This is a genomic window from Streptomyces sp. NPDC028907 (genome assembly GCF_055564995.1).
Genome location: NZ_JBVHVE010000004.1, coordinates 499,780 through 526,178, shown reverse-complemented (window position 1 = coordinate 526,178; position 26,399 = coordinate 499,780). Strand labels below are relative to the sequence as shown.

General features: G+C 70.7%; 24 protein-coding genes and 2 tRNA genes. 15 read left to right on the top strand and 11 right to left on the bottom strand.

Annotation, left to right across the window (positions count from 1 at the left end; translation table 11 throughout):
* The first annotated feature begins 164 nt into the window (after nt 1–164).
* From ACZ4UU_RS14970 to ACZ4UU_RS14955, 4 genes are all read left to right on the top strand, one after another.
* Entirely contained in the window at nt 165–977 is an 813-nt protein-coding gene (locus ACZ4UU_RS14970) for a class E sortase (RefSeq protein ID WP_468039920.1), read from the top strand.
* A 63-nt stretch (nt 978–1,040) separates the two neighbouring features.
* Nucleotides 1,041–1,352: a DUF6412 domain-containing protein gene (locus ACZ4UU_RS14965; RefSeq protein WP_468039918.1), complete on the top strand. Its 312-nt coding sequence runs from the start codon at nt 1,041–1,043 to the stop codon at nt 1,350–1,352.
* 163 nt (nt 1,353–1,515) lie between these two features.
* Nucleotides 1,516–2,229: a YidC/Oxa1 family membrane protein insertase gene (locus ACZ4UU_RS14960; protein WP_468039916.1), complete on the top strand. Its 714-nt coding sequence runs from the start codon at nt 1,516–1,518 to the stop codon at nt 2,227–2,229.
* 140 nt (nt 2,230–2,369) lie between these two features.
* Nucleotides 2,370–3,227, top strand: coding sequence for a fumarylacetoacetate hydrolase family protein (locus ACZ4UU_RS14955; protein ID WP_468039914.1), 858 nt, complete (start codon nt 2,370–2,372; stop codon nt 3,225–3,227).
* A 132-nt stretch (nt 3,228–3,359) separates the two neighbouring features.
* Here ACZ4UU_RS14955 and ACZ4UU_RS14950 read toward each other — a convergent pair whose 3' ends face one another.
* The 3 genes from ACZ4UU_RS14950 to ACZ4UU_RS14940 form a co-directional block, all read right to left on the bottom strand.
* Nucleotides 3,360–4,241 (bottom strand): LLM class F420-dependent oxidoreductase, encoded by an 882-nt coding sequence (locus tag ACZ4UU_RS14950; RefSeq protein WP_468040219.1) that lies wholly within the window; start codon nt 4,239–4,241, stop codon nt 3,360–3,362.
* Nucleotides 4,242–4,353: 112 nt separating this feature from the next.
* Nucleotides 4,354–4,878 carry a heme-degrading domain-containing protein gene (locus ACZ4UU_RS14945; RefSeq protein ID WP_468039913.1) on the bottom strand — a complete coding sequence of 175 codons (525 nt, stop codon included), beginning with the start codon at nt 4,876–4,878 and terminating at the stop codon, nt 4,354–4,356.
* Entirely contained in the window at nt 4,875–5,948 is a 1,074-nt protein-coding gene (locus tag ACZ4UU_RS14940; protein ID WP_468039911.1) for a Gfo/Idh/MocA family protein, read from the bottom strand. Before ACZ4UU_RS14940 ends, ACZ4UU_RS14945 begins: the two co-directional genes overlap by 4 nt.
* Nucleotides 5,949–5,996: 48 nt before the next feature.
* Between ACZ4UU_RS14940 and ACZ4UU_RS14935 the strand changes: the two genes are divergently transcribed.
* The 5 genes from ACZ4UU_RS14935 (at nt 5,997) to ACZ4UU_RS14915 (ending at nt 10,927) form a co-directional block, all read left to right on the top strand.
* Nucleotides 5,997–7,232, top strand: coding sequence for an ROK family transcriptional regulator (locus tag ACZ4UU_RS14935; RefSeq protein ID WP_468039910.1), 1,236 nt, complete (start codon nt 5,997–5,999; stop codon nt 7,230–7,232).
* A gap of 132 nt (nt 7,233–7,364) precedes the next feature.
* Nucleotides 7,365–8,261 carry a hypothetical protein gene (locus tag ACZ4UU_RS14930; RefSeq protein ID WP_468039909.1) on the top strand — a complete coding sequence of 299 codons (897 nt, stop codon included), beginning with the start codon at nt 7,365–7,367 and terminating at the stop codon, nt 8,259–8,261.
* A 554-nt stretch (nt 8,262–8,815) separates the two neighbouring features.
* On the top strand, nt 8,816–9,595 hold the full coding sequence (locus ACZ4UU_RS14925; RefSeq protein WP_468039907.1) for an HAD-IIA family hydrolase: 780 nt from the start codon (nt 8,816–8,818) through the stop codon (nt 9,593–9,595).
* A 121-nt stretch (nt 9,596–9,716) separates the two neighbouring features.
* The gene (locus tag ACZ4UU_RS14920) at nt 9,717–10,259 is read left to right on the top strand and encodes a hypothetical protein (RefSeq protein ID WP_468039906.1); all 543 of its coding nucleotides are present in this window, start codon (nt 9,717–9,719) and stop codon (nt 10,257–10,259) included.
* 2 nt (nt 10,260–10,261) lie between these two features.
* Entirely contained in the window at nt 10,262–10,927 is a 666-nt protein-coding gene (locus ACZ4UU_RS14915; protein WP_468039905.1) for a class F sortase, read from the top strand.
* 236 nt (nt 10,928–11,163) lie between these two features.
* Here ACZ4UU_RS14915 and ACZ4UU_RS14910 read toward each other — a convergent pair whose 3' ends face one another.
* The gene (locus ACZ4UU_RS14910) at nt 11,164–11,859 is read right to left on the bottom strand and encodes an ANTAR domain-containing protein (protein WP_468039904.1); all 696 of its coding nucleotides are present in this window, start codon (nt 11,857–11,859) and stop codon (nt 11,164–11,166) included.
* A gap of 143 nt (nt 11,860–12,002) precedes the next feature.
* Here ACZ4UU_RS14910 and ACZ4UU_RS14905 point away from each other — a divergent pair, with 143 nt between their 5' ends.
* Entirely contained in the window at nt 12,003–13,034 is a 1,032-nt protein-coding gene (locus tag ACZ4UU_RS14905) for a glycoside hydrolase family 6 protein (protein ID WP_468039903.1), read from the top strand.
* Between the two features lie 73 nt (nt 13,035–13,107).
* On the opposite strand, the gene glxA is transcribed toward ACZ4UU_RS14905, so the two are convergent.
* The 4 genes from glxA to ACZ4UU_RS14885 all read right to left on the bottom strand — a co-directional run bounded on the left by glxA (nt 13,108) and on the right by ACZ4UU_RS14885 (nt 18,244).
* On the bottom strand, nt 13,108–15,045 hold the full coding sequence (gene glxA / locus ACZ4UU_RS14900) for a radical copper oxidase GlxA (RefSeq protein WP_468039901.1): 1,938 nt from the start codon (nt 15,043–15,045) through the stop codon (nt 13,108–13,110).
* A complete protein-coding gene (locus ACZ4UU_RS14895) occupies nt 15,042–17,060 on the bottom strand; it encodes a glycosyltransferase family 2 protein (RefSeq protein WP_468039900.1) in 2,019 nt (672 codons plus the stop codon). The genes glxA and ACZ4UU_RS14895 overlap by 4 nt, the downstream gene beginning before the upstream one ends.
* Before the next feature lie 326 nt (nt 17,061–17,386).
* Nucleotides 17,387–18,103, bottom strand: coding sequence for a FadR/GntR family transcriptional regulator (locus tag ACZ4UU_RS14890; RefSeq protein WP_468039899.1), 717 nt, complete (start codon nt 18,101–18,103; stop codon nt 17,387–17,389).
* 67 nt (nt 18,104–18,170) lie between these two features.
* Nucleotides 18,171–18,244, bottom strand: a tRNA-Lys gene (locus ACZ4UU_RS14885).
* A gap of 198 nt (nt 18,245–18,442) precedes the next feature.
* On the opposite strand from ACZ4UU_RS14885, the gene ACZ4UU_RS14880 reads away from it, so the two are divergent.
* The 5 genes from ACZ4UU_RS14880 (at nt 18,443) to ACZ4UU_RS14860 (ending at nt 24,232) form a co-directional block, all read left to right on the top strand.
* Nucleotides 18,443–19,987 (top strand): peptidoglycan-binding protein, encoded by a 1,545-nt coding sequence (locus ACZ4UU_RS14880; protein ID WP_468039897.1) that lies wholly within the window; start codon nt 18,443–18,445, stop codon nt 19,985–19,987.
* Between the two features lie 57 nt (nt 19,988–20,044).
* The gene (locus ACZ4UU_RS14875; RefSeq protein WP_468039896.1) at nt 20,045–21,154 is read left to right on the top strand and encodes an SPFH domain-containing protein; all 1,110 of its coding nucleotides are present in this window, start codon (nt 20,045–20,047) and stop codon (nt 21,152–21,154) included.
* Between the two features lie 163 nt (nt 21,155–21,317).
* Entirely contained in the window at nt 21,318–21,923 is a 606-nt protein-coding gene (locus ACZ4UU_RS14870; RefSeq protein ID WP_468039895.1) for a lytic polysaccharide monooxygenase auxiliary activity family 9 protein, read from the top strand.
* 92 nt (nt 21,924–22,015) lie between these two features.
* Nucleotides 22,016–22,507, top strand: coding sequence for a hypothetical protein (locus tag ACZ4UU_RS14865; RefSeq protein WP_468039893.1), 492 nt, complete (start codon nt 22,016–22,018; stop codon nt 22,505–22,507).
* Nucleotides 22,508–22,579: 72 nt separating this feature from the next.
* The gene (locus ACZ4UU_RS14860; protein WP_468039891.1) at nt 22,580–24,232 is read left to right on the top strand and encodes a long-chain-fatty-acid--CoA ligase; all 1,653 of its coding nucleotides are present in this window, start codon (nt 22,580–22,582) and stop codon (nt 24,230–24,232) included.
* Between the two features lie 232 nt (nt 24,233–24,464).
* Here ACZ4UU_RS14860 and ACZ4UU_RS14855 read toward each other — a convergent pair.
* From ACZ4UU_RS14855 to ehuA, 3 genes are all read right to left on the bottom strand, one after another.
* Nucleotides 24,465–24,538, bottom strand: a tRNA-Lys gene (locus ACZ4UU_RS14855).
* Between the two features lie 127 nt (nt 24,539–24,665).
* A complete protein-coding gene (locus tag ACZ4UU_RS14850) occupies nt 24,666–25,424 on the bottom strand; it encodes an IclR family transcriptional regulator (RefSeq protein ID WP_468039890.1) in 759 nt (252 codons plus the stop codon).
* Nucleotides 25,425–25,614: 190 nt separating this feature from the next.
* Nucleotides 25,615–26,391: an ectoine/hydroxyectoine ABC transporter ATP-binding protein EhuA gene (gene ehuA / locus ACZ4UU_RS14845; protein ID WP_468040217.1), complete on the bottom strand. Its 777-nt coding sequence runs from the start codon at nt 26,389–26,391 to the stop codon at nt 25,615–25,617.
* Nucleotides 26,392–26,399: the final 8 nt, after the last annotated feature.

Here is a 26,399-nt window from a genome sequence, read left to right as displayed (position 1 = left end):
CTTTCTCAAACCTGTGGAGGAAGTGTTCGGGGTACCGGACGCCGGGGCCGGGTGCGAACCCGACGCGCACCGGCCGCGCACCGGCCGCGCACGGGTCTGGAGAGCTTGAGCCTCAGCGCCTATCGTGCGGGCGGCCCCGTCGCCCCGGTGGAGGAGGCTCACGGATGGTGCGGGTTCGCGTCGTGCGGCACAGCGGGCTTCGGCGGCGTGCGCTGCGGCGGCGGGTGCTGTGGAGTGGCGGGGAGGCGCTCGTCACCGTCGGGGTGGTGCTTCTGCTGCTGGTCGTGCACCAGGTCTGGTGGACCAACCGGGAGGCCAGGGAGGGAGCGGAGCGGGAGGTCCGGGCGCTGGAGCGGGCCTGGGACGGCGACTCCCGCAGCGCCGCCGAGGCGCCGCCCGCATCTTCGGCCACGGACACGGACACGGATACGGATACTGCTCCGGCTACGGACGCGTCCGCGCCCGCGGCCTCGTCCACCGGCGCGCCCGGCCGGTCCGGCGGCGCCTCCGCACCCTCGCCCGACTGGTCCCGGGCCTACGCCATCCTCACCATCCCCCGCCTCCACCTCCGCGTCCCCGTCGCCGAGGGCGTCAGCAAGAGCGGTGTCCTCAACAAGGGCTACGTCGGCCACTACCCCGGCACCCAACAGCCCGGCCAGGCCGGCAACTTCGCTCTCGCCGGGCACCGCAACACCCACGGTGAGCCCTTCCGGTACCTCAACCGGCTCGCGCCCAAGGACACCGTGCGGGTGGAGACGCGGAGCGCGACGTACACGTACGCCGTCGACAAGATCCTGCCGCGGACAACCGCGCATGACGGGAGCGTCATCCGGGCCGTCCCGCGCTCCACCGCCCGGCCGGGCTACGGCTACCGCGCCCCCGGCTACTACCTCACCCTCACCACCTGCACGCCCGAGTACACGTCGAAGTACCGGCTGGTGGTCTGGGGCAAGCTCGTCTCCATGAGGCCACGCTGAGGTGCGTGTAACGTAACGAACATCAGGGCGAGCAGAACGCAGTACGGACGGGAGGGGCAGCCGATGATCCGCAGTCGGGCCGGTCTGCGTCCCGCCGCCGCGCTGGTGCTCCTCTTCCTCGAGGTCGTGCTGCTCGACACGGGCAGCCTCTCCGCGACCGTCGCGCTCGCGGCGACCGCGGCCGCGAGTTCCGCGTTCGCCGCCTGCTCGCTCCTCGCCTCGCGTGCCGCGCCCGCCGTGGCGCCGACCCGGGTGCGTACGGCCATCCGCGACCGGGCCCGCCGTACGGCATTCCTGCCGCAACGCGACCCCGACGCCTCGGGCCGGCCTCGGCCCAGGGCGCCCGGACACGCCCTCCCGGCGACCTTCGCGTAGGGCAGACAGGCACGCACGCACCGGATCAGCGACCAGCGACCGGTAACCGGCAACCAGCAACAGCACGTCAGCCTGACCCGCGCGGGTCGTCATGCCGCCATTCCGCCATGCCGCTTCCGGCATGTTCCGTTCCGGCACGACGAGACCCTCGGAGGGCTCACCCATGTCCGTTTTCGCCGACCTTGTTCAGCGGCTCGCCGATCTGCTCCAGCCGCTGTTCGGCGCGTCCGCGGCCGCCGCCGCGATCGTCCTGTTCACCGCGTTCGTACGACTGCTCGTGCACCCGCTGTCCCGGGCCTCCGCGCGCGGACAGAAGGCGCGGACCGAGTTGCAGCCGAAGATCGCCGAGCTGCGCAAGAAGCACGCCAAGAACCCCGAGAGGCTCCAGCGGGCCGTACTGGAGCTGCACGCCGAGGAAAAGGTGTCGCCGCTGGCCGGATGCCTGCCGGGGCTGTTCCAGCTGCCGGCCTTCTTCCTCCTCTACCACCTGTTCTCGAACACGACGATCGGTGGAAAGGCGAACGAACTGCTCACCCACCAGCTGTTCGCCGCGCCCCTCGGGGACCGGTGGGCCGACGCGCTCGGCGACGGTGGAGTGCTCGGGGGAGCGGGGCTCGTGTACCTCGTGCTCTTCGTGGTCGTCGCCTGCGTCGCCGCGTTCAACTACCGCCGGACGAAGCGGATGATGGCCGCGAATCCGGCCGTGCCCGTGGTCGACGGTCAGCCGGTGCCGGGGATGGGCGCCATGAGCAAGGTCATGCCGTTCATGTCCTTCTTCACGCTCTTCACCGTGGCGGTGGTGCCACTGGCGGCCGCACTGTACGTGGTGACCAGTACGACGTGGAGCGCGGTGGAGCGGGCCGCCCTCTATCGCTGATCCGGCGCACATGTCCTCCGGGCCTACGGTCCAGTACGTGAACCGGGTATTGCGGACCGGCCGTCGACCTTGGAGGATCGACCAGTCCTCCGATGGCTGCACCCGTCGGCGGGCGCACGCGATCGAGGGAGATTGTGATCATGAAGCTGCTGCGAGTCGGTACGGCGGGAGTGGAGACGCCTGCGTTGCTCGACGCCGAGGGGGTCCTGCGGGACCTCTCCGGTGTGGTGCCGGACATCGACGGGCCGCTGCTCGCCGACGACGCGGCGCTCGGCCGGATCCGGGCCGCCGCGGAGGCCGGGGAGCTGCCCGCGCTGGACGCGGCCGGGCTGCGGATCGGGCCGCCGCTCGCGCGGATCGGCAAGGTCGTGTGCATCGGGCTGAACTACCACGACCACGCCCGGGAGACCGGCGCGGAGCCGCCCGCCGAGCCGGTCGTCTTCTTCAAGGCCGCGGACACCGTCGTGGGCCCGCATGACACGGTGCTCGTGCCGCGGCGGTCGACGAAGACCGACTGGGAGGTCGAGCTCGCGGTCGTCATCGGACGTACGGCCCGGTATCTGGAGTCCGCCGAGGAGGCGCTCGCGCATGTCGCCGGGTACGCGGTGGCGCACGACGTGTCCGAACGGGAGTTCCAGATAGAACGGGGCGGTACCTGGGACAAGGGGAAGAACTGCGAGACGTTCAACCCGCTGGGACCGTGGCTGGTGACGTCGGACGAGGTGCCTGACCCGCAGAACCTCTCGCTGCGGCTGTGGGTCAACGGGGAGCTCAAGCAGGACGGCACCACGGCCGAGCAGATCTTCCCGGTCGCCGAGGTCGTGCGGTACGTCAGCCAGTTCATGACGCTGTACCCCGGTGACGTCATCAACACCGGTACGCCGGCGGGGGTGGCCCTCGGGCAGCCCGACCCGAAGCCGTTCCTGCGGGCCGGGGACGTCGTGGAGCTGGAGATCGAGGGACTCGGGCGGCAGCGGCAGGAGTTCAAGGACGCGTAGGCGCTCCGCCGGGAGAGCCGGGAGAGCCGGGAGCCTGCGGCCGGATGCCGAGCGGCGCCGAGAGGCGCGGAGCCGTGCGCCGGCACGGTCCTGCGCCCCTCCGGGGGCATCAGCCTCCGGAGGGGCGGCCGGTCACGTCAGCAGCGCAGTGATCCGGCGCCACGCCTCCCGCGGAAGTGCCTCGCGCGAACCGCCGTCCACCACCTGCAGGGCCACGTGGTCCGCCCCCGCCGCGACGAAGGAGTCGATCCGCTTCCGGATCGCGGTCTCGTCGCCCCACGCGAACACCGCGTCGATCAGGCGGTCGCTGCCGCCGTCCGACAGATCGTCCTCGGTGAATCCGTGGCGCAGGAAGTTGTCGGTGTAGTTCGGGAGGGTGAGGTAGAGGGCCAGGTAGTCGCGGGCAAGGGTGCGGGCCCGGCCCGGATCCGTTTCCAGAATCACCTTCAACTCCGGTGCCAGGAGCGGGACTTCGCCCAGGATCTCACGGGCCCGCGCGGTGTGCTCGGGGGTGACCAGGTACGGGATCGAGCCGGCCGCCCGGTCGCGGGCCAGGTCCAGTGTCCTGGGGCCCAGGGCCGCCAGGAGGCGGCGGTCCGAGGGGACGCCGGCCTCGTCCAGCTCGTCGAGATAGGCGACCAGCGCCGAGTACGGCCGCCGGTACTGCTCGGCGAACTTCGCGTGGCTGACGCCGAGGCCGAGGACGAACCGGCCCGGGTGCGCCGCCTCCACCTCGGCGAAGCCCGCCGCGCTCTCGGCGGCGTCGTACTGCCAGATGCTCTGGATGCTGGTGCCGACGGCGAGCATCGAGGTGGCCTCCAGGAGCGGCACGGCATGGCGGGCGGCGCTGCTGCCGCCCAGCCAGACGGCGCCGTAGCCCAGCTGCTCCAACTCGGCGGCGGCCTCGGCGAGTTCGCCACGCCGGGCCGGGTCCTCCGAGCGCAGACCGACGCTCCAGATGCCGTGGCGCCCGACGGACCTCTTCAACGCGTCACTCGCCGGGCTGTCCGTCACGCGGCTGGCGTTCGCCGGGCTGCCGGCCCCTACGCGGTCACTCACGTCGCTGTCCCTCCGGTCGGTGTCCCCTACGGGCGTGCCAACCGGAGGGTGCCGCCGGTTCTTCCCGTCAGCGCTTCAAGAACTCCTCAAGGGCCGCCACGACGAGCCGGTGGTCCTCCAGCTGCGGCAACCCGCTCACCGTGACCGACCCGACGACCCCGACGCCCTCCACATTGATCGGGAACGAGCCCCCGTGCGCCGCGTAGACGTCGGGGTCCAGGCGGGAGGAGTCCTCGAACGTCGTCCCCTTGGCGCGGAAGCGGGCGCCGACGACGTAGGACGAGGTGCCGTAGCGCTCCACGACCCGGCGCTTGCGGGCGATCCACGCGTCGTTGTCGGGGGTGGAGCCGGGGAGGGCCGCGTGGAAGAGCTGCTGGCCGGCGCGGTGGATGTCGATGGCGACCGGGGCCTGGCGCTCGCGGGCCAGCTCGACCAGCAGGGAGCCCAGGGTCCAGGCGTCGTCGTAGGTGAACTGGCGGAAGACCAGGCGGCGTTCCTGTGCCTCCAGCTCCTCCAGGGGCGGGGTGAGCTCCGGGTGGAACTTCGGGGTGATCTCGGGGTTGTGCGTCTTGTGGGTCTTGTGCGTCGTCACAGGGTCACCGCCACTTTGTCGTGGGCCGAACGACGTGCCGCCTCCAGCACGTCGAGGGCGGCGGCCGCCTCCAGGGCGGACACCGGGTTGGGGCCGCCGGCCAGCAGCGCCTCGGCCACGGCCGCATAGTAGGCGGGGTAGTCGCCGGGGAGGGTGGGTTCGACGCGGCCGCCGCCCGTCAGGGGGGACTCGCCGGCACCCACGCGGCCCCACATCGACTCGGGTTCCGTACCCCACTGCGTACCCGCGCCGGGCCGCCGCCCCTCCCGCAGTGCCGCCTCCTGCGGATCCAGGCCGTACTTCACATAGCCCGCCTTCGAGCCCAGCACCCGGAAACGCGGGCCGAGCTGGGCGGTCGTCGCGGAGGCGTACAGATGGGAGCGGACGCCGTTCGCGTGGGTCAGCGCGAGGAACGTGTCGTCGTCCGTCTCCGCGCCGGCCCGGCGGACGGCCGCCTCCGCGTACACCTGGGTGACCGGACCGAAGAGCACCAGGGCCTGGTCGACGACATGGCTGCCGAGGTCGTAGAGCAGACCTCCGATCTCTGCCGGGTCACCGGACTCCCGCCAGCCGCCCTTGGTCTGCGGACGCCAGCGTTCGAAACGGGACTCGAAGCGCCATACGTCGCCCAGTTCGCCCTCGGCGATGAGCCGACGCAGGGTCAGGAAGTCGTTGTCCCAACGGCGGTTCTGGAAGACGGACAACAGCAGCCCGCGCTCCTCCGCGAGCGCCGCCAGGTCACGTGCCTCGGCCGCCGTGCCGGCGATCGGCTTGTCGACGACGACCGGGAGGCCGGCCTTCAGGGCGGCCGTCGCGAGCGGGACGTGCGTCTTGTTGGGGGACGCGATGACGACCAGGTCGAGGTCGGCGGCGCGGGCGAGCAGCTCGTCGGTCGTGGCGACGACGCGCACGTCCGGGTGCTCGGCCGTGGCCTGCTTCTGCCGCTCGGGGTTCGACGTGACCACCGTGTCCAGGGCGAGCCCCTCGGTGGTGGCGATCAGCGGGGCGTGGAAGACGGAACCGGCCAGGCCGAAGCCGACCAGGCCGACGCGGAGGGGAGTAGCACTCATGCAGCCCACTTTCGCAACGCTGTTGCCAAAGTGCAAGCGCCGGGGACAATGGACGGCGTGAACAGGACGAAGGACGGGGTGGACGGGGCCGGGGCCGCGGCCCGGCGGAGCCGCGACTCGATGCGGCTGGGCGCCCTGCGCAGTCACAACACCGCGCTCGTGCTCGACCTGCTGCGCACGGCCGGTCCCGAGGGCATCAGCCGGCTCGAACTCGCCGAGCGCACCGGCCTCACCCCGCAGGCGGTCAGCAAGATCACCGCCCGGCTGCGGGAGGCCGGACTCGCGGCTGAGGCGGGGCACCGGGCGTCCACGGGCGGCAAGCCGCGCACGGTGCTGCGCCTGGTACCGGAGGCCGGGCACGCGGTCGGCGTGCATCTGGACCGGGACGAGCTGACGGCCGTGCTCTGCGATCTGACCGGGGCCGTGGTGGCCCGGCGCCGGGCCCCGCTGGACCTGGGGGCGGGTGCGGAGACGGTCGTCGAGCGGGCGGTGCGTGCGGTGGGAGAGCTGACGGCCGGGGCGGCGGGGGCTTGCGAGGTGGCGGGAGTGTTCGAGGCGGCGGGAGGGCCCGGTGACGTCCCTCGGCCGGGCGCCGTGCTCGGTGTCGGAGTCGCGCTGCCCGGGCCCCTCGACCATCGGCGCGGGGTGCTGCACCGGGTCACGGGGTTCCCGGAGTGGAACGGCTTCCCGCTGCGGGACGTGCTCGCGCGGCGCCTCTCGCTGCCGGTCGTCGTCGACAAGGACACCAACGCCGCCGCCCTCGGACTCGCGGTGGGGGGCGAGACGGCGTCCGTCACTTCCTTCGCGTATCTGCACTTCGGCGCGGGCGTCGGCGGAGGGCTCGTGATCGGCGGAGCGGTGCACCGCGGAGCCCGTACGGGCGCCGGGGAGTTCGGGCACCAGGTCGTCCAGCTGGACGGCCCGCCCTGCGAGTGCGGCAACCGCGGATGCGTCGAGGCGCTGTGCCTGGCCGCCGTCGCGCGCGGCGACCTGGCGGAGGCGGCCCGCGTGCTCGGCACGGCCGTCGGCAACCTGGTCGCGCTGCTCGACGTAGACCTCGTCCTGCTGGGCGGCCGCACGGTGGCCGCCGCGCCGGACACCTTCGTACGGGGCGTCGCTGCCGTCCTCGACGAACGCGCCCGGCGCGCGGGCGAGGACGCGGTGCCGGTACGGGTCGCCTCCGGCGGGGGAGCAGGGGGAGCAGGAGGAGGCGGTGAGCGCGGGGTCGCCGAGGGAGCCGCCCAGCTGCTGCTGGCGCCGCTGTTCGGGCGCGCCGACGAATGACGGGGCGCGTGCGCTCACCGACGTAACGCATCCCCTGATCGGCATCGCGCATGCGCTGATCGAGCGGACTTTCGATGTCGTACGGGATGGCACCGCCCGATCCGCGCCCGCACGCGGCATGGTCATGTGTTCATGCGACTACTGCACTCACCCGCTCCCCTCTGCCTCGCAGCAGCCGCCCTTCTCGCCGCTGCGCCCCCGGTGCGCGCGGAACCTCCCGTCGCGCTGCCCAGCTGCGTCACCGACGACGGGGACTTCCCCCTCACCACCCGCCTGCACGGCGGCCCCGACTCGTACACGGCCGGCGGCGGATTCGGCACCTGGTACCTGGACCTCACCAACACCACCGGCCGGACCTGCACCGGCATCCACCCCGTCGTCGTCCTCGTCGACGGCAAACGCGCCCTCAAGCCGTCCCAGCCCCGCCTGGAGTTCTACGGGACCCCGAAGGGCACCCCGGAACGCCCGCAAGGCCCGGTCGATGCCGGTAGCCCGGCCAAGGAGCGCCCTCTCCCCGTCCGCTTCGAGACCACCGACGAGGACGAACTCGTAGGCGCCTTCGACGGTTTCGACGGCTTCACCGTCGGCCCCCGCAAGACCGTCACCGTCAAGGTCCGGCTCGCGGTCACCTCGGACGCCGTGCCGAACGAGGTCACCGCCAACGCGGCCGTCGTACAGCGCCACGACGGCGACGGCGACTGGGTGGGCCAGTCCAACGACTACCGCTTCACCATCGAGACCGACCCGACCGATGCCGCCGACGCGACCGGCCCGGCCGCCCCCGCCGACCGCGACACCTCGACCGGCCCGGCCGCCCCCGCCGACCGCGACACCTCGACCGAGGCGGCCGCCTCCGCCGCCCCGCACCCCTCGACCAGCCCCCGCACCGGCGCCGCCGGGAACGAACTCTCCCTCGCCGACGAACTCGCCCGTACCGGCCTCTTCCCGCCCCCCGGCGCCACCCTCGCCGCCACCGCGGCCTTCGTCCTCGCCGGTGGCGCGCTACTGCTGGCCCGGAGGCGCCGCTGAGACCGCCTCGCCCGGCTGCCTTCCTCGCCTTCGACACCTTCGAGGACCCCTACGACCACCTCACCGAGGTCGTCGAGTCCCGCCTCGGCCGCCCGCCGACCCCGCGGCCGGCATCGACCACGTCCGCGCCACCATGGGCGAGTCCAAGATCTCCGTCTCGCGGCACCTGTTCGGCGAGGAGATGTCGGCACGGGAGGCCGACAAGGCATTCGAGGCCGCGTACGCCCGACTCGTCGACGCACTGGGCCGGCAGGACCTGGTGCCGCTCACACAGTGCCCCGCGGGCGCCGGGGGCCGCGGTCGTCGACGACACCTCGTACCACATGCTCAGCGGCGTCCACGCGGGCTGCCCATGTGCCGGGCGCGGTCGCCGAGTTGCCCCGGCCGCTCGCCGGCGAAGGCGCGTGAGCGGAGGCATCCGCGTCGACTCCCCGCGGTTCCGGGTGATCGACGGGGTCAGGATCAGCCACTCCTGATTACCCTGGGGGCGTCGGTACGGCGTGGTTCCGGCGCCCCCCGCTCATCCGTACGTACGCCAGGAGAGTCCCAGCACCATGGCAGACCGCAAGCCCATCGAGTCCTGGCTCACCGACATGGACGGTGTGCTCATCCACGAGGGCGTACCGATCCCCGGCGCCGACGCCTTCATCAAGAAGCTGCGCGAGTCCGGCAAGCCCTTCCTCGTCCTCACCAACAACTCGATCTACACCCCGCGCGACCTGCACGCCCGGCTGAACCGCATGGGCCTGGAAGTGCCGATCGAGAACATCTGGACCTCGGCCCTGGCCACCGCCAAGTTCCTCGACGACCAGCGCCCCGGCGGCTCCGCGTACGTCATAGGAGAGGCCGGCCTGACGACCGCGCTGCACGACATCGGCTACATCCTCACCGACCACGAGCCGGACTACGTCGTCCTCGGCGAGACCCGCACCTACTCCTTCGAGGCCATGACCAAGGCGGTCAGGCTCATCAACGCCGGCGCCCGTTTCATCTGCACCAACCCCGACGAGACGGGCCCGTCGACCGAGGGCCCGCTGCCCGCCACCGGAGCCGTCGCCGCCCTGATCACCAAGGCCACCGGCAAGCAGCCGTACTTCGCGGGCAAGCCCAACCCGCTGATGATGCGGACCGGCCTGAACGCCATCGGCGCCCACTCCGAGAGCAGCGCCATGATCGGCGACCGTATGGACACCGACGTCCTGGCCGGTATGGAGGCCGGCATGCAGACGTTCCTGGTGCTCACCGGCCTGACCCTGCCCCAGCAGGTCGAGAACTTCCCGTACCGGCCGTCCAAGATCGTGGACTCCATCGCGGACCTCGTCGACCGGATCTGAGGCGTGTGCCGCCGGCCTAACCCGTCGACCCGCGACACAACCCGTACGGAGCAGTGCGGGCCCCGCTGAGGATGCGGGGCCCGTGCCGCGGGGGGAGTCTCCAGATAACTGGAGGTTCACGATGGGATCACTGCACGTCACCCTCTGTGCCATCGCCGCCCTGGGCACGGCCGCCGTCACCCCGGCGGCATACGCGGCGGACGGGGGTGGTGTCTCGGTCAGCCCGTCCTCACCCCACCCGGGCGGCGACATCGCGCTGCTGGTCAGCGGATGCCGGGAGAAGACCGCCCTGGCCGTCTCCACGGCGTTCGCCGCCGACGCCCGCCTCACCGTCGGCGCCGACGGCACCCTCGTCGGCCAGAGCCGTATCCGCTCCACGCTCACGGCGGGCACGTACGACGTGAAGGTCGCCTGCGGGGACACCTCCCGCGCGGGCGCCGTCACCGTCGCCCGGAAGGGCCCGCGGCCCGCAGCTCACGCGTCCCCCGTCGCCCCGGTCGAGGCCGGCGGCGGTGGCACCGCCCACCTCGCCCTCGTGGACGCCCGCGCGGCCGGCCCCGGCACGGCGCACACCGTGACCGGGCTGGTCCTCGCGGGCGTCGCCGCGACCGCCGTGGCGCTGCGCAGCGCACGCCGGTGCCGTGAGCAGGGCAGGCCGCACTGACCATGTCCGACCACGAACGCCCCGCCCACGGCGGCCGCCTCGTGATGGGCGCCGCCTGGGCCGTACTGCTGCTGGGCCTGTGGCTGTGGGGCCGGGAGCTCACCGGTGTCCGGCAGGGCATATCCGCCCCCGTCTCCGGCGACATGGCGGCCGTCGGCCGACCACCCCGCGTGGACCTGCCCCCCGCCGCCCAGCCGCTCGGCGACGCGCTCCCGCAACGCCTCGACATCCCCGGCCTGAAGATCCAGGCCCCCGTCGTCGCCCGCGGCCTCGACGCCCACGGCGCCATCACCGCCCCGCCCTACGACCAGGCCGCCCACGTCGGCTGGTACGCGGCCGGCGTGAAACCCGGAGCCGCCGGCCCCGCCCTCCTGGTGGGCCACGTCGACACCCAGACCCGACCGGCCGTGTTCTACAGGATCAGCACCCTCAGACCGGGCGCGACGATCCGGATACTCCGCGACGACGGCACACTCGCCGAGTTCACCGTGGACGACGTCCGGGCCGTCCCCCGAGCCCGCTTCGACGCCCACCAGGCCTACGGGCCGCACCACTCGGGCCGTTCCGAGCTGCGCCTGATCACCTGCGGCGGCACCTTCGACCGGGCGACCCAGCGCTACACGGCGAACGTCATCGTGTCGGCGTACCTGACCGGCACGAGTGTGTGAGGACGTCACCGGCGCGTACCTGGCCCGGTCGACGGCCCGCTCCCCCCGAAGCCGTCGACCGGGCTGGTCCTCGACCGCGCGCGCACGGGTTGCGGGAGTAACCCGGCGACCGGCGCGGGAGGCCTTGTGATGACCGGAGTGGGGATGGTCCGACCGGGGCTGGGGTCGTCCGGAAACGACTGTAGAACGGATGACGGCCGGGGCCTAGAGGAAGTTCGAGGCGGTACTACGCGGTACTACGCGCGTCCCTCGTCGTCCGCCCGTTCCGCCTCCCGGCGCAGCTCGGCGTCGTCCGCGACCCGGTAGACGACCTCACCCGCCACCTGGTCCAGCGGCACCCGGCGGCGACGCGCGTATTGCCGCAGCGCCACGAAGGCGTGGTCGGCGGCCGTGTTCCAGCGCTCGGCGAGCATGCCCTTGGCCTGCTCGACGCGCACCCTGCTGGACAGGGCCTGCTGCAACTGACCGGCGAGGGTGCGGCATTGGACGTACGCCGTGTGGTTCTCCAGACCGAGGGCCGCGCAGTCGGCGATGAGCTGGGCCAGCCACAGCGTCGTGCCTTCGTCGCGGCGGGAGCCGTCGGGCAGGGCGCGGACGAAGACGTTGAGCGCGCCCAGCGGCTGCTGATGGCGGAGCAGCGGAACTGCGAACGTGGCCGCGATGTCGTGGGCCAGCGCCCGCTGGGTGAACCCGGGCCAGCGAGCGGCCGCCCGGGCCGCCCGGATCGACACCGGCGGCACCGGCCGGCCGGAGCCGTAGCTGTCCAGACGGGGCCCGCCGTCGCGCTGGGTCTTCAGCAGATCGCGAGCGATCGCCCGCTGCGCGCCGCTCGCCGCCAGCGACGCCGTCCCGTCCCCGTCGACCCACCCGGGAGATCCGGCTGGCGGAGGCGTTGGTGGAGTCGGCGGACACCGGATGGGCGCATGCCGCACACTCCCCTTCCCCTGTTCCTCGGTTCCCCCGTCGCCGTCATAGTGGCTGTAACAGCTCCCCGACAAGGCTCGGCGACCTCGTGTGCCCCACGACACGTATGTCAGGATTGAACCTTGGACCAGAGCACCCGAGGGGGAGCTGGATGTACCTGAAGAGGGGGGCCTGGAGGGGGGCTCGCGCGCGGACTTCCGCGATGGTGCTGGGGGCGGCACTGCTGATCGCGGGCTGTTCCTCCGGGGACGGCGAGGAGCCGGACGACAACGCAGGGGCCGGGATCAGCCAACAGCCCAAGGAGACCGACCCGTTCTGGGTGAACCCGGACGGGAACGCGGCAGAGCAGTTGGCGGCGTACGAGAAGGACGGCAAGAAGGAGGCTGCCGAGAAGATCCGCAAGATAGCGGAACACCCGACGGGCGAGTGGATCAGCCCGGAGAACCCGGAGCAGGAGGCACGCGGCTTCACCGAGGCCGCCGACAAGGCCGGCCGTACGGCCCTGCTGGTCCTCTACAACATCCCGCACCGCGACTGCGGCCAGTACTCCCAGGGCGGTGCCGCCGACGGCGACGCCTACCGAGCCTGGATCGACGGCGTGGCCAAGGGCATCGAGGACCGCTCCACGACGGTGATCCTGGAGCCGGACGCGGTACTGCACCTGGTGGACGGCTGCACCCCGGGCGAGTTCCACGAGGAGCGCTACGACCTGCTCAAGGGCGCCATCACCAAGCTCAAGTCCCTGAAGAACACCAAGGTCTACCTGGACGCGGGCAACGCCGGCTGGGGTCATCCCGACCAGATCTTCGAGCCCCTGAAGTGGGCGGGCATCGACCAGGCCGACGGCTTCTCCGTCAACGTCTCCAACTTCTACACGACCAAGGACTCGATCGCGTACGGCAAGCAGCTCTCCGAGAAGGTGGGCGGCAAACCCTTCGTGATCGACACCAGCCGCAACGGCAACGGCCCCTACACCGAGGGCAACCCGGACGAGCGCTGGTGCAACCCGCCCGGCCGCGCCCTGGGCGAGACACCGACGACCAAGACGTCGGACCCGCTCGTCGACGCCTACGTCTGGGTCAAGCGCCCGGGTGAATCGGACGGTGAGTGCAAGGGCGGCCCGAAGGCGGGCGAATGGTGGCCGGAGTACGCCCTGAAGCTGGCGGAAGCCACAACGCCCTAGGGGCGCGGGGAACTGCGCGAACAACCACAACGCTCCCGCACCCGAAGAACGAGGTGCGGGAGCGTTACGGCAGCTACGGCACTCTTACCCATTGCGCCTTGCTGGGCGTCCCCTGATCGTCCGTGACGAACAGCATGTACCACCCCGACGGAACCAGATTCCGATTCGTCGGCACATCCACCGTGATCTTGTCCCCGGACTTCTTGAAGTCCAGCGCGACCGATCGCTGATCCACGTCAGTGACATGCGTCGACGCACTCGGCCGGATCAACCGCACGTTCTCGATCGACGACGCGTGCTTCGAGGTGAACGTCCCCGTCCCGCCCCGCTTGATCGTCTGCGGCCCACCCGACAACGACGGCTGCGCGTCCCGGTACAGATACGGCGGCGTGTAGATCTCGATCCGCTGCTCGAACTTGCCCGGCTTGGTGTTGGCCTTGTCGGCATACAGCGAGTCCGAACCGAAGAACATCACCCGGCCGTCGGGCAGCAGAATCGACCCGGAGTGGTAGTTACGGCCCACCAGCGGGTCGGCGACCCGGTCCAGGGTGTTCGTGCCCGGCCGGTACAGGTGCGCCTGGAGGATGTTGGAGTCGCTGCGCCCCCGGTAGTCCTCGGAGCCACCCGACACCAGCACGGTGTCGTCCGGCAGCACCGAGGCCTGCGGATACCGCGTGCCCTTCTCCAGCGACGGCCCGTCCACGAACTTCGGGTCGTCGGCCTTCAGGTCGATGATCCGCGTCTTCTCGCTGGACTCCTTGGACTCACCGACGCCACCGCCGCCGATCACCATGTACTTCTCGTCCTGCGCCGGCGGCAGCAGCACCGTGCCCGAGGTCTCCATCAGCTTGGGGTCGCTCAGCCCCGGCAGCTTGGTGAACTTGTTGGTTTCCACGTCCCAGATGCCCGGGTCACGGCCCACGTTGTCAGGCCCGTAGCCCGCGTTCGAACCCGAGTAGAAGATCTTGCCGTTCTCCAGCGGGAACAGCGCCGGGTACGTCGGGAACTGCCGCACCTTCGACAGGTACGTCCACTTCTTGGTCTTCGGGTCGTACACCTCGTTCTTGCCCGGCACCAGCTGGCCGATGTCGTCCAGGCCGGAGACGCTGAGGATCTTGCCGTTGCCCAGGGTGGTCAGCGTCGGATACCAGCGGGCCTCGTGCATCGGGTCGACCTTGATGTACTTCTCGGCGACCGGGTCGAACTCATAGGCGTCCCGGATGCCCTGGAAGTCCTTCTTGTCGAGGGCGAGCTTCTGCGCGATGCCGTACGTGTTACGCGCGTCGGCGCCGGACAGGCCCTGAATCCGGTAGTTGTCCTGGGTGCCGGTCTCGTACTGTCGGCCCTTCTTCTGCGCCTCGACATAGATCCGGCCGAGACCGGGGTCGTTGCGCAGGAACTTGCCGGTCGCCTTGTCGAAGACCTTCTTCGCGCGCGGCACCAGCACCGGGTCCTTGGAGACGAACGTCTTGCCGTTCTCCTTGCCGGTGAACTTGGTGCCCGCGGGCAGCGTGATCGGCCGGTCCGGGTTCTCGTTGTGCACGATCATCAGGCCACCGGCCTTGGTGACGTCACCCTTGAGCTTCTCGTACCGCTTCGTACCGCCCGCGATGAGGAGATTGCCGTTGGCCAGCTGGGTGTGGCCCGTGCAGAACAGGTCGTTCGGCGTCGGCACCTTCTTGATCGTGCCCTTGACCGGGTCCCAGATCCGGGTGTCGTACTTCTTCGCGTCGAAGTTGTCCTGATTGTTGCCCGAGCCGGCGATGAGCAGCACCTTGCCGGTGTGCAGAAGCGCCGCGTGAATCGTGTTCTGGCGGTACTCCTCCGGGAAATCGATGATCTCCCACTTGCCGTTCTCGGCTTTGTACTCGGGTCTGTTGATTTGGTACTGGTGGTATTTCTCGGTGCCGACGCGATAGAGCCACGGCCCGTTCATTCCGGCCAGCGCGAGCACCACCGCCGTACCTATCGCGAGTCGACGGGCGCGGCGGCGGCCTGCACGGTCGTTCATTCCTTACGTCCCCCAAGTCCACCAAGGGCGATCTGCATCGTCTGATCGTTACCACTACTGCCCGACGCGGCCCAACTCGGCTTGTGCTGCGGCGCGTGCGGTACGTGCTGGCCATGCGCGGCGTGCGGGGCATGGGACGCGTGCTGGGCGGGCAGTGGCTGCGGCTCCGGCTGGTACGGCACGGACTGCGCCGGGGCGGGCTGCGCCGGCACGGGCGTGGCGGGCTTCTTCTTCTCCTGCCGCAGCATGTAGCGCCAGGCGAAGATCGGCGTCGCCGTGATCAGCATGGCGAAGGTCGCCCAGATGATCATCGCGGGGTGCGAGTGGCCGTACACGAAGCCGGCGGTGATCGAGCCGCCGAAGATCGCGATGAAGTACCAGTGGTAACGGAAGGTCCCGAACCAGCGGTCGGGGCTCGCGGAATCGCCCTTGGGGGTGACCACGAACTTGCTCTTCTTGCGCAGTGCGGAGTCGATCAGCGCCTTCGCGTACAGCGGCGCCGACAGCGCGGACATCACCATGCCGGCCACACCGCCGGAGCCCTCGGGCTCGTGCGGCGAGACGTTGTGGCGGCGGTTCCAGACGTACAGGCCGATCTGGAGCGCGGAGGCGTTGCCGTAGAGCATCAGCCAGATCGTCGGGTCGATGTTCACACCCGAGGCGCCCAGGCCCAGGAACAGCGCACAGCTCAGCGCGGCCAGGATCCAGTTGAGGGCCGACATCGGGTAGAAGATGATCATCATCGTGTAGTTGAAGAGCTTGCTCGGCGGCAGCGAGTACCAGCCCTTCCAGTACTGCTTGAGGATCGTCTCGTACGTCCCTCGCGACCAGCGCATCTGCTGGGTGAAGAAGTCGGTCCAGGCGCTGGGCCCCTCACCGACGGCGAGAACGTCCGGCGTGTACACCGAGCGCCACTTCTTCCCCGTCGCCGGGTTCTTGTGGCGGTGGATCTCGAAGCCGGTCGCCATGTCCTCGGTGATCGAGTCGTACAGACCGCCGATCTGCTTGAGCGCCTTGATGCGTACGGCGTTCGACGTACCCACGAACATCGGGGCGCCGTACTTGTTGCCGGCGCGCTGGATGAGGGCGTGGAAGAGGAACTGCTGCGACTCGGCGGCCTTGGTGACGAAATTGTCGTAGTTGCCGTACACCTGCGGGCCGATGACGAAGCCGACGTCCGGGTCGCGGAAGAAGCCGAGCATCCGCTCCAGGTAGTTGGGCAGCGGCACGTGGTCGGTGTCGACCGAGGCGAAGAAGTCGTAGTCGTCGCCGTGGGCGTCGAGCCAGGCGTTGTAGTTGCCGTGCTTGGTCTTGGCGCGGTGCGGGCCCTTGGCCTGGTTCCACTTGGCGATGCCCTTGCGGGAGAAGTGGTGCACGCCGAGCCGCGCGCACACCTCCTTGACCTCCGGGTCGTCGCCCTCGTCGAGCAGCCAGACGTGCATCAGACCCCGGTGGCGCAGCTTGACGGCCGCCTCCAGGGTCTTCGTCACCATCTCCAGCGGCTCCTTGCCGGGCACGAAGGAGGTGAGGAAGGCGACTCTCGTGCCGGTCTCCGGCACCACCGGGATCGGGTCGCGGGCGACCAGGGTGGCGTGCGCGTTGGACAGCACGTTCATGCAGCGGAAGAACTCGATCAGACCGATCGAGACGAGCATGACCATGTCGAGCGCCGGCAGGAAGTCGAAGGCCGGGTAGTCGCGCTCGGTCCAGTGCTCGGGCTGGAGCAGCCAGAACAGCAGGACCAGGGAGAGGACCGGCGCCGCGGCCAGCATCAGCGCGACCCTTATGCGGTGCGGCTCCTGCGAGATCAGCGAGCGGTACTCGACCCGGTACGGCTTGTTCGGGTCGGGCTGAGTGAGGGGACCGGCCAGCCGGCTGTAGTGCTCGTAGTCGTACTTCGGCAGCGTCTTCTTGATCCGGCGGAAAGCTCCGGTCCTGGTCTGTGACGGCACCCTCAGCTGGGTGGTTTGAGACGGGTCGAAGTTCTGCCGGGCGCCCGTCGGCGTCGACGTCATGAGTCATCCCCCCACACGCGGGTCACCCGCGTGTCTGTCGGTTCCTTTACGACTGCTCCGGTCCCCCTCGACCTTTCACAGGCGTATCAGTAGTGGGCCGCAGTCACCACATCTTCTCCACCATAGACATGGAACAGCGACCTTCCGGTTGCATCATGCCCCCCTCGGCATGCGGTCATGAACGGGGCCCCCTATGCCCCGGCGAAAACCGGCAACCGGCTCCTTGCCCCCCAACTGCCGCGTATGCGCAGCATCTTGAAAAACCAATCACCAGGGTTCTACGTCGTTCCACATGATCGCAAGATGCGAAACGAGGTGTTTACCGGTCATACGCGCTCATTGTGGCACCTGTGGGGGTGTTGTGTACCCGTCGTGGATACGCGGGCGCGGATGTTGCCGAAGTGCTCCCGTATGGCCTCCTCCGCCCGTATCGGATCGCCCGACCGCACCGCCTCCACGATCTCCCGGTGCTGTCGGCAGGTGACCAGGGGATCCTGCGGGGCGCCGCCGAGATCGGTGTGGACGCGGTGGAAGGCGTCCCAGAACGCCTCCATGACCTCGCCCAGCAGCGCGTTGTCCAACCCCCGGTAGAGAGTGGCGTGAAACGCCCGGTCGGTGTCGGCGATCCCGTCGCCGCCGCGCGCCGCCTGCTCTTCCATACGGTCTACCAGCGCGTCCAGTTCAACGAGATCGCCCTCTGGCACCCGCCCCGCGAGCCGCGACACCAGCCCCGTCTCCACGGCCTCCCGCAACTGCACCAGCTGGAGCAGGGTGTCCTCACCCCGGTAGTGCCCGGCGACCGTGCGGAAGGCGAGGCCCTCGATCATCGGCGCCAGCGACATCGTCCCGACATACGTCCCGAACCCGTGCCGGATCTCCACGATGCCCATCGCCTGCAACCCCTTGAGCGCCTCGCGCACGGAGTTCCGACTGGCGCCCAGATGCTCCATCAGCTCGGGCTCCGTCGGCAGCGGGGCCCCGGAGGCCAGCCGGCGGTCGATGATGAGCCTCTTGATCCGCTCCTGAAGGTCACGCGCTGCCATGAACCAGAGCGTATCCGGCCAAACACGAGAAAGGCCCCTCGCTTGCACGAGGGGCCTTACCTGTCTGTGCGCCGCCAGGGACTCGAACCCCGGACCCGCTGATTAAGAGTCAGCTGCTCTAACCAACTGAGCTAGCGGCGCCTGCTGACGGCGTTAACTCTACATGACCTCCGGGGGTGCTCCGGACCGGTGGAGAGGGCGGGGGAGGAGGTGGGGGGGAGGGGGGCGCGGGGTGCCGTAAACCATTCGGACCGTCAACATGCGCGTCCGGAAGACAGTTGAGAAACTGACGACGTGCCCAGCCGCGGACATTTTCAACTGGAGTGTGAAGGGAATCGCATGGAGACTCGGACTCCGGTATTCGAGGAATTCGATCCGGCGAGTGACTGCGACTGCCCGGGATGCGTTCACTGGAGACGCGTCCTGCCGCATTCCAGGACCGGCCGCCACCCTGCCGCCCACCGAGCGCTGATCCTCGCCGCAGCCGCTTCCGCCACCCTCGCCGTGGGCCACACGGCCCCGGCCGTCGCCGCCCCCCACGCCCCCGACCGCCCGGCCGTTCCCGCAGGTGACGAGCCCAGGACCCCCCAGGGCGGCAAGGCCCCACTGCATGGCCCGGGCGGGCAGCCGGCCCAGCCGTCCGGCCCGGTCAAGACGCCCCCGACCACCCGCGCCGAGATTATCAAGCGGGCCAAGAAATGGGTCGCGGCGAAGGTGCCGTACAGCATGTACAAGTACTGGTCGGACGGCTACCGACAGGACTGCTCGGGCTTCGTCTCGATGGCCTGGAAGCTGCCCGGAAACGAATGGACCGGCAGCCTGGGCCAATACGGGGTACGCATCGCCAAGAAGGACCTGCAGCCCGGCGACATTCTGCTGTTCCACAATCCGGCGGATCCCGAGAAAGGCTCGCACGTCGTCATTTTCGGCGGCTGGACGGACCACACGCACACCTACTACGTCGCCTACGAGTCGGCGCCCCCGCACGCCCGTCGGCAGACCACCCCGTACGCCTATTGGAGCCACTCCGACCGCTATCGCGCCTACCGCTACAAGGGGCTGAAGACGGGCACCACGGGCACGAAACCGGAGACTGAGAAGCCCGCTACCGAGAAGCCCGCTACCGAGAAGCCCGCCACCGAGAAGCCTGCCCTTGAGAAGCCCGCCGCGGAGAAGCAGAGCACTGGGCAGTCCGACGCCGTCACCGAGCAGACGGGTGCCGGGAAGTCCGACGTCGGGAAACCGGGGGCCGCCAAACCCGGAGTCGCGGCGCCGGACGCGTACCCCGGGCCGGCGCATTTCGGTCCCGGGGCCAACAACAAGCACGTCACCCGGCTGGGCAGCCTGCTCGTCAAGCGCGGCGCCGGCCGGTTCTACACCTCCGGTGCCGGCCCCCGCTGGACGGACGCGGACCGCAGGGCCACCCAGGCCTTCCAGCAGGCGCAGGGCTGGCGGGGGCAGGACGCGGACGGGCTGCCGGGGCCGCAGACCTGGGCGTTGCTGGTGACCGGCGAGGGCAAGGACATCCCGAGTGCGGGCTCGGCAGGCGCCCCCGCCCCGGCCGCCCCGGCCGCCCCGGCCGCCCCGGCCGCCTCGGCCGACCCGACCGCCCCCACCACCCCCGCCGAGCCCTCGTCGCACGGGGTGCCGGGATACCCGGGGCGGGCCATGTTCCGGCCCGGCGCCGACAACCAGTACGTCCTGCAGCTCGGCAGACAACTCGTGAAGAAGGGGTTCGGCAAGCACTACAAGTCAGCGCCGGGATCACGCTGGGACGAGTCGGACCGGCGAGGCGTGGAGGCCTTCCAGCGGGCCCAGGGCTGGCGGGGCGGCGCGGCGGACGGCTATCCGGGGCCGGAGACCTGGCGGCGGCTGTTCGCGTGACCCGACATTCCGGCAACCACTGTTGTGACGCATCTGGCGCGGAGGCTGGAGGCACGCATGACCACGACCACTTCTCACACGCCCGAGCCCGAGGGGCCGCTCCGGCCCGCGCGGCTGATCCAGAACGAGGCGACCACCGAGATCCCCGTCCATCTGCTGTTCCGTGACGAGGCGGGCCCGGTGTCCGTGCCCCTCAGACCGACGGTCGTGGCGCGCCGGCAGGGCACGGGCGAACAGCCGCGGCTGCGCCGTCCGGTCCAGCCCGAGCCGCGCCCCGAACCGCAGATCGACCCGGAGCTCGTGGAGCGCCCGGCGCGCGTGCTGCCGGGCGCGGCGGGCGTGCTCGCCGGGGTCTGCGGAGTGGCGGGGTGCCTGGCAACCTCATGGTGGGCCGGGGTGCTGCCGCCGCTGGCGGTGCACGCGCTGGGGCTGCCGGCGTCGGCGCAGGCCGGGTTGGGGCCGGCTCAGTGGGCGGCGTACACGGGGGCCGGGGCCGTGGGTCTGTTCGGGCTGGGCGGGCTGACCCGGGGGCGGACCGGGCGGGCCTGGGTGCTCGGGCTGTTCGGCCGCTACCGGGGGACGGTCCGGCGCACCGGCCTGATGTGGGTCAACCCGTTGCTGCTGCGCCGTCGCGTCGACGTGCGGCTGCGGCACTGGCGCAGCGAGCCGATGCCGGCGGCGGACGGGAACGGGGTCGCGCTGCGGGCGGTCGTGCTGGTGGTGTGGCGGGTCAAGGACACCGCGCGGGCGACGCTCGGGGTGGAGGACCACGAGTCGTATCTGCGCGAGTGCGTCGAGGCGGCGCTGGCCCGGGTACCGGTGGAGATGCCGGGTGCCACGCGGGGCTCGGTCGAGGCGGCCTCGGAGACTCTGACCCGGTTGGTGACGCGGGACGCGGGGGCGGTCGGGGTCGAGGTGTTCTCGGTACGGCCGTCGCGGGTGGAGTACGCGCCGGAGGTGGCCGCCGCCATGCACCGGCGCCGGATCGCCGCGCTGGACGCGCAGGACCGGGCCTCGATGGTGACCTCGGTCGTCGACTCGGTGGAGGACACGGTGACCCGGCTGACCATGCGGGGCCTGGTCGAGCTGGACGACTACGAACGCAAGGCGCTGGTCAAGGATCTGACGGTGGCGTTCTGCGCGGGACGGGGGGAGCCGGCCCCCTGACGCTCCCTCCGACATCCGACACGGCGCCTTCGACACCACTCTGACAGCCCGTCGAACATGTTCTCCGATTGGTATGGACATGTTCAACGCTCAGCAATAATCTGAGACTTGGTCTAGACCTGCAAGCTCGCCGAACTTCCCCCACGTTCCCAGGAGCAGCAGCATGCGCAGAAAGACCAAGTGGTACGCCGCCGCGCTCGGGCTCACTACAGCCGGAGCCCTGGCGCTCTCCAGTGCAGGCGCGAGCGGCCACGGCTACACCGACCTCCCCATCAGCCGGCAGAAGCTCTGTCAGAACGGCACCGTGACCAACTGCGGCTCGATCCAGTGGGAGCCGCAGAGCGTCGAGGGCCCGAAGGGCTTCCCGGGCTCGGGACCGGCCGACGGACAGATATGCAACGCCGGCCTCGGCCAGTTCAGCCAGCTCAGCGCCCCGAGGACGCCGTCCGGTGCCGCCTGGCCCACGACCAAGGTGACCGGCGGTCAGAACTACACGTTCCGTTGGCAGTTCACTGCCATGCACGCCACCACGGACTTCCGGTACTACGTCACCAAGCCGGGCTGGAACCAGAACCACAACCTGTCCCGGTCCGACCTCAACCTCACGCCGTTCTTCACGGTCCCGTACAACGGCCAGCGGCCGCCGTCCACGCTCTCGCACAGCGGCCGGCTGCCGTCCGGGCTGAGCGGTCACCACGTCATCCTCGCGGTGTGGACGATCGCCGACACGGGCAACGCGTTCTACGCGTGCTCGGACGTCACGTTCTGAGGTTCTCTTGAGTCAGCGTCCCGGCCGGCGTGGGTAGGTTCCTGCCACGCCGGCCGATCGGGGCCGGCGTACCGACCTCGGGGGACTGGACGATGGACGTGTTCTTCTACGTCATTCCCGGCCTGATCATGGCCGTGGCCCTCTTCATGGCGTACCGCGTGGTACACCGCTCGCTGCAGATGCGCAGCGCATGGAACAGCGGGCTGACCGCGCAGGCGCGTTGTCTGCGGTCGTACACGACGGTGAGCGGCGGCGGCCGTGACACGGCGGTGCGCACCACCCTGCATCACGTGTACGAGTTCACCGCGCGCGACGGCCGCCTCGTCCGGTTCGAGGAGGAGGGCGGCCCGGGGACGACGGTCGAGGGCGACCTCGTCACCGTCTACTACGCCGAGGGCGCGCGGGTGGTCGCCACGGCCCATGCGCCGGGCCGGATCAAGCAGGCGGCGGGCGCTCTCGGCATGCTCGTCTTCCTCGGCGTGGTCGTGGTGTTCTGCTTCGGCTTCATGGTCAGCTACAGCGACTTCTCCTCGGGCGTGTACGAGACGGGGGTCGTGGAGGAGACGGGGTTCGGGGGCTTCTGAGGGTGGGACTTCCCGGCCCTTCACTCCCCACTCCCTCCACATCTGACGGAACGTCAACTACCGTGCGTCCGCATGGAGTCCACTACGGGACGCACGGTGGCCGAGCTCGTGGCGGCGCGGTGGGGTGACCACCGGCCGGGGCTGTGGTTCGAAGGCGGGATGCTCACCCAGCACGAGGTGGCGGCCGGGGCCGCCGTCCGGGCGGCGCTGCTGACCGACCTGCTGCCGTCCGGCGCCGAGCCGCACCTCGGCGTCCTGCTCGACAACACCCCCGAGTACCCCCTGTGGTTGAGCGCGGCGGCCCTCTCCGGCGCCGCCGTCGCCGGCATCAACCCCACCCGGCGGGGACCCGAACTCGCCCGCGACATCCTGCACACCGAGTGCCGGGTCCTCGTCACCGAGCGGACCCACCTGCCGCTGCTCACCGGCCTCGACCTTCCCGGCGTCCGCGTGCTGCTGACCGACTCGGCGGAGTACAACGCCCTGCTCGCCCCGTACGCCGACGCCCGCCCCGACCCCGCCCGCGCCACCCCGCACGACCGTCTCCTGCTCTACTTCACCTCCGGCTCGACCGGTGCCCCGAAGGCCGCGATCTGCACCCAGGGCCGCCTGGCCGCCGCCGGGCGCTCCCTGGTCGAGCAGTTCCGCGTCCGGCCCGACGACGTGCACTACGTCTGCATGCCGATGTTCCACGGCAACGCGGTGATCGCCGACTGGGCCCCCGCCCTCACGGCCGGCGCGGGCGTGGCGCTGCGGCACCGGTTCTCGGCGTCCGGGTTCCTGGCGGACGTACGGGCGTACGGGGCGACGTACTTCACCTATGTGGGCCGGGCGATCCAGTACCTTCTCGCCACCGAGCCGCGCCCCGACGACCGGGATCACCCGCTGCGGCTCGGCTTCGGCACCGAGGCCGGGGCGGTGGACGCGGCGGCCTTCGAGCGGCGGTTCGGGGTGCGGCTGGTCGAGGGGTACGGCTCCTCCGAGGGCGGGGCCGCGATCCCTTGGACGCCCGGGACGCCCCGGGGAGCCGTCGGGCCGGCCGGGCCCGGGCTCGTCGTGCTGGACGCGGAGACGCGGAAGGAGTGCCCGACCGCAGTCTTCGACCCTGCCGGGCGGCTGCTGAACGGCGACGAGGCGATAGGGGAGCTGGTGAACCGGGCGCCGAACCCCTTCGAGGGGTACTGGCGCAATCCCGAGGCGGAGGCCGAGCGGCGGCGGGACGGCTGGTACTGGACCGGCGACCTCTTCTACCGGGACTCCGACGGCTACCTGTACTTCGCCGGCCGCACCGACGACCGGATCCGGGTCGACAGCGAGAACCTGGCCGCCGCGATGATCGAGAACATCCTCGCGCGGTACGAGGGGGCGGACGCCGTCGCCGTGTACGCCGTGCCGGATCCGGTGACCGGGGACCAGGTGATGGCGACGATCGCCGGCACCTTCGACCCGGTGGCCTTCACGGACTTCCTGGCCGCCCAGCCCGATCTCGGCACCAAGATGGCGCCCCGGTTCGTACGGGTCGTCGAGCGGATGCCGGTCACGGCCACGAACAAGATCCACCGGGCGCTGCTGCGGAAGGAAGGCGTGCGGTGCGCCGACCAGGTGTGGTGGCGGCCACCCGGAGAGCGGACGTATCAGAGCCTGGAGTACGCCGAAGGGCCTCCCGCTCCCACGAGAGGCCCTTCACCGGTGCGCCGCCAGGGACTCGAACCCCGGACCCGCTGATGCTGCATTTCCCGGGGGCAACCCCCGGACCCCCGGCCGTTCCTGCAGGGCCCGTGTACGCCGAAGGGCCCCCGCTCCCACGAGAGGCCCTTCACCGGTGCGCCGCCAGGGACTCGAACCCCGGACCCGCTGATGCTGCATTTCCCGGGGGCAACCCCCGGGCCCCCGGCCGTTCCTGCTGGGCCCGTGTACGCCGAAGGGCCTCCCGCTCCCACGAGAGGCCCTTCACCGGTGCGCCGCCAGGGACTCGAACCCCGGACCCGCTGATTAAGAGTCAGCTGCTCTAACCAACTGAGCTAGCGGCGCATGACTCCCGCCGACCGCGTTCCCAGGGGGTTCGCGGCTGGCGACGAAGAAAATACTACCTGGTCCCGAGGGGTGCTTCTGACCACCGCCGTGCGCGGCCGGGCAGCACCCCTGCGGGGCGGCGTTCCTAGATCGCCAGCGACAGCAGCACCGGCGCCGCGTTCCGGTTCAGGGTGTCCGCCGCCCGGCGTAGCCGGTGGGCGTGCTCGACCGGGAGGGACAGGGCGAGGCAGCCCACCGACGAGCCGGCCGTGATCGGGACGGCCGCGCACACCGTGCCCACCGCGTACTCCTGCAGGTCGAGGTGGGGGACCGTCGGCGGCTGGGAATCCAGGCGGGAGAGCAGGACCCGGTCGCTGGTGATCGTGCGCGAGGTGAGGCGGGCCATCTTGTGCCGGGAGAGATGGTCGCGCCGGCCGTTGTGATCGAGCTGGCCGAGCAGGCTCTTGCCGATCGCGGTGGCGTGGGCGGAGTAGCGGAAGTCGACCCACTCGTTGACCACGGGGGTGGCCGGACCGGCGGCGAACTGGTCGATCCTGATCTCGCCGTCGACGTACCGGCTGATGTAGACGGCGGCGCCGACCGAGTCACGCAGCCGGTCCAGGGTGCCCTGGAGGTGTTCCCGCAGGGCCTGCTCGCGGCCCTGGGCGGAACCGAGGCGGGTCAGCGCGGCGCCCGTCACATACGCGCCGTCGCCGACCTGCTCGACGTAGCCCTCGCGGCGCAGCATCAGCAGAAGGCCGGTCAAGCGCTCCAGGTTGATGCCGGTGTGCCGGGCGAGTTCGGTGTCGGTGACTCCGGTGCTGTGCCGTGCCACGGTCTCCAGGACGCGCAGGGCGTCCTGGGCCGAGTGGTGCGGCGTCGTCGGCTCGTGCTGGAGCGCCACGATTCCCCCTGCGGTCGCACGTCGCTTCTCATGGTCAGGGTTCGGTTCGGGTCGGCCAATCTCCTTCACGATAACGGGCAAGAGGCTTGTAGTGAGCGCTTGTTGACGAGATTGCGACGGCCCCGACCGCGGTACCGGCACTCTGGCATATGCCGAGGTCACGAGCCCGACACAGACTCACAGCACAGACTCACAGCACAGCGCTGAGGAACTCCCGGGTACGGTCGTTCTCGGGGTCGTTGAACATCTTTTCCGGGCTGCCCGACTCGATCACCCGACCGGAGTCGAACATCAGGACCTGGTCCGAGATGTCCCGGGCGAAATTCATCTCGTGGGTCACACAGAGCATCGTGATGTCGGTGGTGCGGGCGATGTCCCGCAGCACGTCCAGGACGCCCGCGACCAGCTCCGGGTCGAGCGCCGAGGTCACCTCGTCGAGCAGCAGCACCTGCGGCCGCATGGCCAGCGCCCGCGCGATCGCGACCCGCTGCTGCTGGCCGCCGGAGAGCTGCGTCGGACGGGCGTCGCACTTGTCGGCGAGGCCCACCATGTCGAGCAGCTCACGGGCGCGGGCCTCCGCCTCGTCCTTGGACAGGCCGAGGACGGTGACCGGGGCCTCGGTGATGTTGCGCAGCACCGACATGTTCGGGAACAGGTTGAACTGCTGGAACACCATCCCGATGTTCTTGCGGACCTCGCGGATCTGCTTCTCCGATGCCGGGAAGAGCTTCTCCCCGGCGACCGTGATCGTGCCCTCGTCCGGCTTGAGCAGCGTCATCAGCAGCCGCAGGATCGTCGTCTTGCCGGAGCCGGACGGGCCGATCAGGGTGACGTGCTTGCCGGAGTTCACGGAGAAGTCGAGATGGTCGAGGACCGTGTTCGTCCCGAACCGCTTGGTGACCTGCTCGAACCGGATCAGCTCGGTGCCGTCCACCGGAGGGTTGGCGCTCGCGTCGGGATCTTTCATCAGCGGGG